Here is an 8956-nt window from a genome sequence, read left to right as displayed (position 1 = left end):
TGCCGCCCGCTTCCTTCAGATTCCACGTCACCATGGACACCCTTGCGTTAGGCTAACCGCTACTTCTGCCTTCGCGGTTCGGGACTTGCACCCTATAGACTACGCCCATGCTGGGCACACCAAAAAAAGACCCTACATGGTAGGGTCTTTTTCATGCAATCATTAAGCTTTTTGAACGTTTGTAGCTTGTAGGCCACGTTGTCCTTGTTCAATTTCAAATGTTACGCTTTGACCTTCGTCTAAAGATTTGAAACCGTCGCTTTGAATTGCTGAGAAGTGTACGAATACGTCTTCTCCACCTTCACGCTCGATGAATCCAAAACCTTTTTCTGCGTTAAACCACTTAACTGTACCTTGTTCCATAGTTATTGCCTCCTATGTGTGGATATCCACACAATATGTTACTATCTTTGTTCAAATGCTTTAGACGAATAACAAAATCTATTCTCAAAAAAGAACAAAAATAACTCTTCCTTAGATTAACAGACATATGATGAAATAGCAAATAGTACGATTCTTATTTCAATAATGATATTGAAATCGTCTTATACCATGCATAGCAGGCGCCCGTACATTGTGCACTTATGACAATCATCAGGCACCTGCATTTGATTTCTTAAAACGGACCCCAATCCATAATGACTCCGATTGAGAGGAAGATTATGCCGAGCACTGTCCAGATGAGCAAGAGCGGGAATACGAAGCGGATCCATTTCGTCCAAGCTATCCCCGCAATGGCCAAGTTCGCCATCAAGATGCCGGATGTAGGCGTAATGACATTTGTAAAGCCGTCTCCCATTTTGTACGCCTGCACTGCCACTTGTCTCGGAATTTCCATCAAATCCGCAAGCGGTGTCATGATCGGCATGACGATGACTGCTTGTCCACTTCCTGACGAAACGAGGATATTGAACAATTCGTTGGCGATAAACATGACAATTGCGCCACTCACGCTAGTGAAAGGAGTCATTACATTGGCCATCCCTTGAACGATCGTATCGAGGATTTTCCCATTCTCGAGAACGACTACAATTGAGCGGGCCATCCCTATGATCATCGCTCCGTAGACAAGTCCCTTTGCCCCTTCAAAAAATTCTTTTACAAGGCGATTCGGTGTCAACCGGCCGATAACCGCTGTTCCGACTGCAATGATAATGAAAATGGCGGCCATTTGATTAAGACTCCATTCGTACCTGAATACGCCGAATACATACAGTGCAATGCCTAGTACAAGCCATAGCAGAACGAGCTTATGTGTACCTGTTATTTGCACTTCTTCATTCAATTCATTCTGCTCTTCCAACTTCGGAAACGGATTGTCCCCAAGTACACTCTTCGCCGGATCCTTTTTAATCCGCTTCACATACCATGCGACGTACAGAATTGTCGAAATCAAGACGGCAATATAGATAATTACCCGGTAGCCGATCCCTGAGAAGAGGGGCAATTGCGCAATTTGCTGCGCCGTCCCTGTCGTCAATGGATCTAGAAATGCGGTATTAAAGCCTGCGTAAGCACCGAGGTAGATGATTGACACCCCGACGATTGCGTCCAGCTTCATCGAACGCGCTAAAATAATGCCGATTGGGATAAAGGCGATTACCGCATTTACAATAATGCCGAGCGTACCAAATATCGAGAACAAGACCATGACAATCGTAATTAAGACAATTTCCTTGTTCTTCGTTTTCTCGATCGTTTTTAATATGAGCGCATCAATTGCTCCCGTCGACTCAATGACTGCAAAAGAGCCCCCGATAATTAACACTAAGAAAATCAACGGCGCCGAAGCGATCATTCCATCTTGGATTGCCAGAAAAACATCCATCGGGCTGACAGCTGATGACTCAATCTTCTCATAGCTTCCCGGAACGACGACGGTAACGCCATCAACCTCTTCCCTCTGAAATTCACCTGCAGGGATTATGTACGTCAAGACTGCCATAAGGACAAGTATCATGAATAAGATTACATATGCATCCGGTATGCCTAACGTTATCTTCTTTTTCTTCTTCATGCTGCCACTCCTTCCTGAATTATCTTTTTATTCCGTTGACTATTCACATGATAAATCATATAATTTATTTTGACAACACTAAATTATATGATTTATTACAAAAGAAAGACTGGTGTAGGCATGACATACTACGACAAGACGAAAAACGAGTACGAAAATCTGACTCCGGGACTAAAGAAGGTCGCTGAAGTATTGCTGACAAACCCTATCCTGTTCGCCACGCATCCCGCAAAGAAAATTGCCCATGTGCTCGATGTAAGCGAAACGATGGTTGTACGCTTTTCCAAAGCGATCGGCTATGACGGATTCGGCTCACTACAGGCGGACGTCAAGCGCGACCTCTTGACTATCAAGCCCCCCGGGAAGGTGTCTTCTGAAGACAAGCATCCGTTCCGTCGCATCATGGAAAGCGACAGCAATAACATCAACCAGATCGTCGATCATTTGGACTGGGTGATAGCAGAGAACATCGTGGACTCTTTACAGAAGGCAGAGAATATCCAAGTGGTCGGCTACTACCAATCTTTCGCGTATGCCCATTGGTTTGCGGTTCTTCTGAACAAGCTCCTCGGCAACACGCAGCTTTACCGTCCCGAAACGGATATCGGCATCTCGAAGCAAGGAAGCGGCCAATGTGTTGTCATTTTTTCGTACTACCGGTATGCACTCGGCACAATTCGGTTAGCGGAGGAAGCTCGGGATAAAGGCAATCAAGTCATCGTCATCACCGATTCCCGCTCTTCGCCGGTTGTGGAATATGCCGACCATGCGCTCGTCATACCGTTCGCCCAGCGATCCGTGTTGGAAAAAGGGCCGGTCACATTTTCGGTGTTGAATAGCCTTCTGCTTCATATTGCGCACCGAATCGATAAGTTGGATCTCATTAATCCGACGAATAATTATTACATCCAATGAACTAAAGGGGGATTTAGTATGAGCAATGCAACAAAGGAACTGGTAATGGAGACATTCAATCATTTGCATGCAAATCCGGAGCTGAGCTGGGAAGAAGTGAATACGACCGCTTTTATTAGAGAGAAGTTGGAAGAAGCAGGCTGCACTGTGACTGTGTTTGACGACTGCACGGGTGTCGTCGGCGATATCGGAAACTTCTCAGGGGACGTGCCGATCATTGCACTCCGAGCGGATATGGACGCATTGTGGCAGGAAGTCGATGGAGAAATGAAAGCAAATCATTCATGCGGCCACGACGCCCATATGACAATGGTGCTTGGAGTGTTGCAACGTGTGAAAGACAGAAAGGACATTTTGAATCAAATCGGCATCCGGTTCATCTTCCAGCCGGCTGAAGAAGTTGGCGCAGGGGCACTGAAACTTGTGGAGAAAGGAGTCGTCGACAATGTCGATTTCTATTACGGCATCCATCTGCGGCCGTTCCAGGAGACTGAAAATGGCAAAGCCGCTCCTGCAATTGTTCATGGTGCGACAGGGACCATTGCATTCGAAATCCGCGGAGATGATGCGCACGGAGCCCGTCCACATCTTACCCGCAACGCAGTTGAGATCGGTACCTATATCGTGAATGCCATTCATACGATCCATCTCGACCCGAATATTCCCCACTCCGCCAAAGTGACCCGCTTTCAAGCAGGCGGCAGGAGCACGAACATCATACCGGGAAGCGCCACACTTGCAGTCGATTTGCGTGCGCAGCAGAACGAAGCGATGGATATTCTCGTGAAGAGGGTGCACGATGTTCTCGACTCGGCCCGTTCACTATTCAATGCAACGATCACTATTACTGAGGAGTATGGCATCGCCGCGGCTGTAGTTCATCCGGAAGCGGAAGCGATGGCAAGAAGCGCGATAGCGGCCGTATTAGGTGAAGAAAACACGACAGATCCGATCAGTACGCCGGGCGGTGATGATTTTCATTTTTATACGATCAAGAAACCGCACTTGAAAGCAACGATGGTCGGACTTGGATGCGATTTAAAGCCCGGATTACACCATCCGAACATGACATTTGAACGGGACGCCATGTTCAACGGCATCGACGTACTCTTGAAGATTCTGGAATTACATTCGAAAGGGGAAAAATGAATGATGAAATCCATAACGATAAAAGAAGTTGTTCTCCATCATATCAACGTCTCTCTCACTGCACCGTTCACGACAAGCTTTGGTACGATGCAACATAAGGATGTCTGCTTAGTGGAAGTGATCGACGAATCCGGGATGTCAGGTTGGGGAGAAACCGTAACGAGCAACGAGCCCTATTACAACGAGGAAACAACAGCGACGACTGTGTATATGCTGAAGGAATTTCTCATCCCCCGCTTGATTCACAAGGAAATCAAGCATGCTGAAGACGTACATGACATGCTGCAATTCGTCCGTCGTAATAACATTGCAAAATCCGCTATTGAAACAGCTATATGGGATGTTTTTGCAAAGAAAAACGGGAAGTCCATCGCTGAACTTCTTGGTGGAACAAAGAATGAAATAGAGGTCGGGAAAAGCATCGGAATCCAGAAAGACCCGGACGCGCTGGTCGAGAAGGTCCGCCAGTATGTAGATGAGGGCTTCCGCAAAATCAAAGTGAAAATCAAGCCCGGCGCTGATCTTGATTATATTGCAGCAGTCCGCGAAGCGTTTCCCGATATTCCACTTATGGCAGACGCCAATTCCGCCTATACACTGGCTGATACCGATCGATTGAAAAAATTAGATCAATACAACCTGATCATGATTGAGCAGCCGCTCGCCCATGACGACATCATTGATCATGCCACTTTGCAGAAACAAATCAGTACGCCGATCTGTCTGGACGAAAGCATTCATTCATTGGAAGACACACGAAAGGCGATTGAGCTCGGCAGCTGTAAAATCATCAATATTAAGATCGGACGGGTCGGCGGACTGACGGAGTCGAAACGGATCCACGACCTGTGCAAAGCAAACGATATTCCCGTCTGGTGCGGCGGCATGCTCGAAACAGGCGTAGGACGTGCGCATAACATCCAACTAACGACTCTCCAGAACTTCACGATACCGGGAGACACGGCGCCCTCCTCCCACTACTGGGAAGAAGACATTGTCACTCCAGAAATAACAATGGACCACGGAATCATTTTTGTCCCGACAGGTGATGGAATAGGCTATGAAGTAGATCAGGAGAAACTGAAGAAGGTGCTGACAAGCAGGGAAACGATTACGTCCGCTGAATCTTCCCACCCGATCCCTTCCTAACAAAAACAACTACCTGCATGAGGGATGACCCCCGTGCAGGTAGTTTTACATTTAAAATGCATTTGGCAGCAGATGAACCTTTGCCAAAAACATTTTTACTTCAAATAAAAAGACGAGCCGTCTATCATTTCAACGTTTGCCCTGTCTTTGATCTGTTTGATTAACGTAAAAAGAGCTTCGTCCTTCTGTTTTGCCTCGATCATACAATCAATTTGCCGGACGGAACCCCTGATTTCATGTAGAAACCTGAAAAACATGTGCACATCCACGTAATCCGAATGGTGACGGAATTTGTCCTCGCTTTTCGGACTGGAAATATGCATTTTGATTGGCAGAGGGGACGCCTTCCATGTATCGACTACGCGGTCCCATTTATCTTCCCATGTTTTATCGCGATGAAAGGCCAGATGATGGTGATAATCAAACACAAGCGGAACACCCAGTTTCTCGCTGAGATAGAGCGTATCCTCGAGGGTGAAGGATGTATCATCATTTTCCAGCATAATCATCCGTTGAATGAGCAGCGGAACATCGCCCCACTGCTCCACAAAACGCTCTAAAGATTTCTCAGTGTCCTTGTAATTGCCGCCGACATGGAGGACACAGCGATGAGTGGGATCTATCTTCATTCCTTTTAACAGCAAGTAATGCATCTTTAAGTTCTTTACCGAATTGATCAGTACGTCCCGATTCGGGGAATTCAAAACGACAAAGTGATCCGGATGAAAATCGACTCTCATCCCATGCTCTTTTACAAAGCCCCCAATTTCAGCGAGCTTCCCTTTCAGCGGCTGCATATAATCCCATCCGGCAAGCTCTGCATGGTCCGCCAACGGAATCAGCTTGGAGCTGAAACGATAAAAATGGACTTCATTAAAGTGGTTATGTTTAAGGATTCGATGTGTATTCTCCAAATTCTCCAGTGCAATCCGTTCCAATTTGCGGATTGCCGCTTCACGGTCCTCTTGTTTTTGGAACTGCGTAAACGTCATCGTTTTAGACGGGGACGCATTTTTAAGTTCCATGCTCATCGCTACAAATCCCATTCGTACAATTGTCATATCGCACCTCAACTCACTCATAATTGAAAAGACATGAATAGTCTCCTCCCTGCCAAGGACAACTATACAGCGCTTCCGCAAACCCATGTAAATTGTGTGGGAATTGTGTGGGTGCCTGTGTCGGTGCCTGTGCATGGCACATTTATGACAATTCATGAATAATAATAAAAATACAGTGAAATCCATTTGAACACTGATTAGACAAGCTTCAACTATTTCATTTATACAATTGTAGTGTATTTACTGAATTGTGTCTTACACAGGCACCCACACAATTCTCCGAAAGTGATGACACCCCAAGCTCCATTGGAATACCTTAAAGGAGATGAGTTATAAGGAGAGAAGTAAATTGCAGATTCATGTCGTCAGACAGGGTGATTCCTTGTGGGAAATTTCCCATCAGTACGGTGTTACAATTAATCAAATCGTCATAGCGAACCAATTAGAAAACCCGAATGCGTTAGTAATAGGTCAGGCTCTTGTCATTCCGACCGTTTCCCGATCAACCGTGCCGAAGCCGGTCATTGATGTGAATGCCTATACACTCAATACCGGCGAAACAGGTGCGAGGGAAATTCAAGAAGTAGGTCGATACTTAACGTATTGGATGCCATTTGTTTATAGTGTGAAAGAAGATGGTAGCTTAACGACCCTCGATGATACGGAAATGCTTAAATCCGCAGCAGCCGAACGAATTGTGCCCGTGATCGCGATAACAAATTTCAGTGCTACAGCTACCGGATCCAGCCTTGCCCATACCGTTCTTTCAAGTCGAGAACTTCAGGAAAAGGTCATTACGAATGTGCTGGCTGTCATGAAAGAGAAAGGGTATCAAGGATTAAACATTGATTTTGAAAATGTATTTCCCGCTGACCGGGAGAATTACAATCAATTTTTGCAACTCGCGGTCGATCGGTTGCATCCAGAGGGATACTTTGTTTCATCAGCTCTTGCACCGAAAACGAGTAGTGAACAAAAAGGATTGCTCGTTGAAGCACATGATTATGAAGCGCATGGTAGGATTGTCGATTTTGTTGTGTTGATGACATACGAATGGGGTTATCGAAAGGGGCCTGCACAAGCGATTTCACCTCTCAATCAGATAAAAAGGGTTCTTGACTATGCTGTCACAGTCATCCCGAGAGATAAGATCTTTTTCGGCTTTCAAATTTACGCACGCGACTGGACGCTTCCGTTCGTCCGGGGATCGGAGGCTGAAACATTCAGTCAGCAAGAAGCTGTCCGCCGAGCCATTCAACATCAAGTAGCCATTCAATATGATCCGGTAGCTCAATCTCCGTTTTTCCGTTACGCCGATGCGGAAGGACGCACCCATGAAGTGTGGTTTGAAGATGCCCGAAGTGCACAGGCCAAATTCAACATGGTAAAAGAGTATAAACTTCGTGGCATCAGTTACTGGGTACTCGGATATCCCTTCCCGCAAAATTGGCTCTTGCTCGAAGACAATTTCACGATACGAAAAAGAGCGTAAACCGACTCGATGAAATCAGTCCTCTGTCTGATATGGCCGGATGGATGATTACCCGCATTTTCACTGGAGGCGCCATGGACTTCAACAATTGGACTTATGTGGAGACTGCACAATTATCCGCTTGTCTTTCCTATCGGATTAAATTGAAGAAGAGATGTGCAAAAAAACAGCAGTGCAAGCCATAAATAAAGGCTGGCACTGCTGTTTTATTACTCAAAACGGGCGATGAAGCGGCGACACTAACTCCAACTCCCGTTTTACCAACAGTGACACGGACCCCTTTTGCCCAATCGAAATCCCCCATAAAACCCTTCCAAAAAATCCAGATGCCATTATTCTGTATGCATAGAATAGAAAAGAAGATTCGTCACAATGGCGGCGACTTAGAAGAAGGAGATGAGAAACCATGAAAAGAACATTGGGGAAATGGGAACAAAATTTATTATTACAGCAAGATCCAGTAGTCGCTAAACATATTCCTGAAACCGTCTTATACAGCGAGAACAATTTGGATGATTTATTGAACCGCTACGAATCTGTCTACGTCAAACATGACACTGCGGGCCAGGGCAGAGCCATATTCAAGATTCAAAAAGGCAGCGGAAAATTTCACGTAAATGGATTTACAATTCAAGGGACACCCATACAACAATTAGTTACGAGAGTCGGTGAAATCCAGCATCTACTTCATCCTTTCATAAAGTTAGGCAGAGAAAGCGGTCCCTATATTATTCAAGAAGATATCAAAAGCTACACCCAAAATGGACAGCCTTTTGCGATTCGGGTCCATGTACAAAAACTGAACAATGAATGGGTGATTGGCGGGATGTTAGGAAATATCGCAACCGGTCCAGTTACACAAAACGGGATTGTGAATCGCATGAGAGGTGCTGAATTAATCACCATTTCGGAACTAGATATTCAAATGAAAACAGTAAAAAAAATACAAGCGATCGCTATCCAAGCAGCAAAAACAATCGATTCCGCCTTTCCTTGCAGAGAATACGGAATCGATTTCGGAATCAATCAAGAGGGAACCCCTATCTTAATTGAGGTGAATACGACACCGGGGATTAGTGGATTCGCACAGCTCAACATAGCAACTTGGAAACGGATTGTTGAAATACGGAAAATGCAAGGTGAATCCTAAGTGTATGATTGTCATGAAGACGA

8 protein-coding genes are annotated in these 8956 nt (G+C 45.6%); 5 read left to right on the top strand and 3 right to left on the bottom strand.

Features of this window, described 5'->3' with window-relative positions:
- Positions 1–162: 162 nt before the first annotated feature.
- Both M3191_RS13575 and M3191_RS13570 read right to left on the bottom strand, forming a co-directional pair.
- Positions 163–363, bottom strand: a complete 201-nt coding sequence (locus M3191_RS13575; RefSeq protein WP_147058293.1) for a cold-shock protein — start codon at positions 361–363, stop codon at positions 163–165.
- A gap of 253 nt (positions 364–616) precedes the next feature.
- Positions 617–2017, bottom strand: coding sequence for a YfcC family protein (locus M3191_RS13570; protein WP_251700919.1), 1401 nt, complete (start codon positions 2015–2017; stop codon positions 617–619).
- 120 nt (positions 2018–2137) lie between these two features.
- On the opposite strand from M3191_RS13570, the gene M3191_RS13565 reads away from it, so the two are divergent.
- The 3 genes from M3191_RS13565 to menC are packed head-to-tail and all read left to right on the top strand — an operon-like array spanning position 2138 to position 5230.
- Positions 2138–2932 carry a MurR/RpiR family transcriptional regulator gene (locus M3191_RS13565; protein ID WP_251700918.1) on the top strand — a complete coding sequence of 265 codons (795 nt, stop codon included), beginning with the start codon at positions 2138–2140 and terminating at the stop codon, positions 2930–2932.
- An 18-nt stretch (positions 2933–2950) separates the two neighbouring features.
- Positions 2951–4081, top strand: a complete 1131-nt coding sequence (locus M3191_RS13560) for a M20 peptidase aminoacylase family protein (protein ID WP_251700917.1) — start codon at positions 2951–2953, stop codon at positions 4079–4081.
- 3 nt (positions 4082–4084) lie between these two features.
- Entirely contained in the window at positions 4085–5230 is a 1146-nt protein-coding gene (gene menC, locus M3191_RS13555; RefSeq protein WP_251700920.1) for an o-succinylbenzoate synthase, read from the top strand.
- 95 nt (positions 5231–5325) lie between these two features.
- On the opposite strand, the gene uvsE is transcribed toward menC, so the two are convergent.
- Positions 5326–6291, bottom strand: a complete 966-nt coding sequence (gene uvsE / locus M3191_RS13550) for a UV DNA damage repair endonuclease UvsE (RefSeq protein ID WP_251700916.1) — start codon at positions 6289–6291, stop codon at positions 5326–5328.
- Positions 6292–6640: 349 nt separating this feature from the next.
- Between uvsE and M3191_RS13545 the strand changes: the two genes are divergently transcribed.
- Positions 6641–7783: a glycosyl hydrolase family 18 protein gene (locus M3191_RS13545; RefSeq protein WP_251700915.1), complete on the top strand. Its 1143-nt coding sequence runs from the start codon at positions 6641–6643 to the stop codon at positions 7781–7783.
- Positions 7784–8189: 406 nt separating this feature from the next.
- Positions 8190–8933, top strand: coding sequence for a YheC/YheD family protein (locus M3191_RS13540; protein WP_251700914.1), 744 nt, complete (start codon positions 8190–8192; stop codon positions 8931–8933).
- Positions 8934–8956 lie beyond the last annotated feature (23 nt).

This window comes from Sporosarcina luteola, assembly GCF_023715535.1.
GTDB lineage: Bacteria > Bacillota > Bacilli > Bacillales_A > Planococcaceae > Sporosarcina > Sporosarcina luteola_B.
Note: the sequence above shows the minus strand (reverse complement) of the source record. Positions and strands in the feature narration are given on the sequence as shown.

Bases quoted from the DNA above. Each gene is read 5' to 3' on its own strand.
- M3191_RS13540 (WP_251700914.1), top strand. From the start codon at position 8,190: ATGAAAAGAACATTGGGGAAATGGGAACAAAATTTATTATTACAGCAA.
- M3191_RS13565 (WP_251700918.1), top strand. From the start codon at position 2,138: ATGACATACTACGACAAGACGAAAAACGAGTACGAAAATCTGACTCCG.
- M3191_RS13560 (WP_251700917.1), top strand. From the start codon at position 2,951: ATGAGCAATGCAACAAAGGAACTGGTAATGGAGACATTCAATCATTTG.
- M3191_RS13570 (WP_251700919.1), bottom strand. From the start codon at position 2,017: ATGAAGAAGAAAAAGAAGATAACGTTAGGCATACCGGATGCATATGTA.
- M3191_RS13575 (WP_147058293.1), bottom strand. From the start codon at position 363: ATGGAACAAGGTACAGTTAAGTGGTTTAACGCAGAAAAAGGTTTTGGA.
- uvsE (WP_251700916.1), bottom strand. From the start codon at position 6,291: ATGACAATTGTACGAATGGGATTTGTAGCGATGAGCATGGAACTTAAA.
- menC (WP_251700920.1), top strand. From the start codon at position 4,085: ATGAAATCCATAACGATAAAAGAAGTTGTTCTCCATCATATCAACGTC.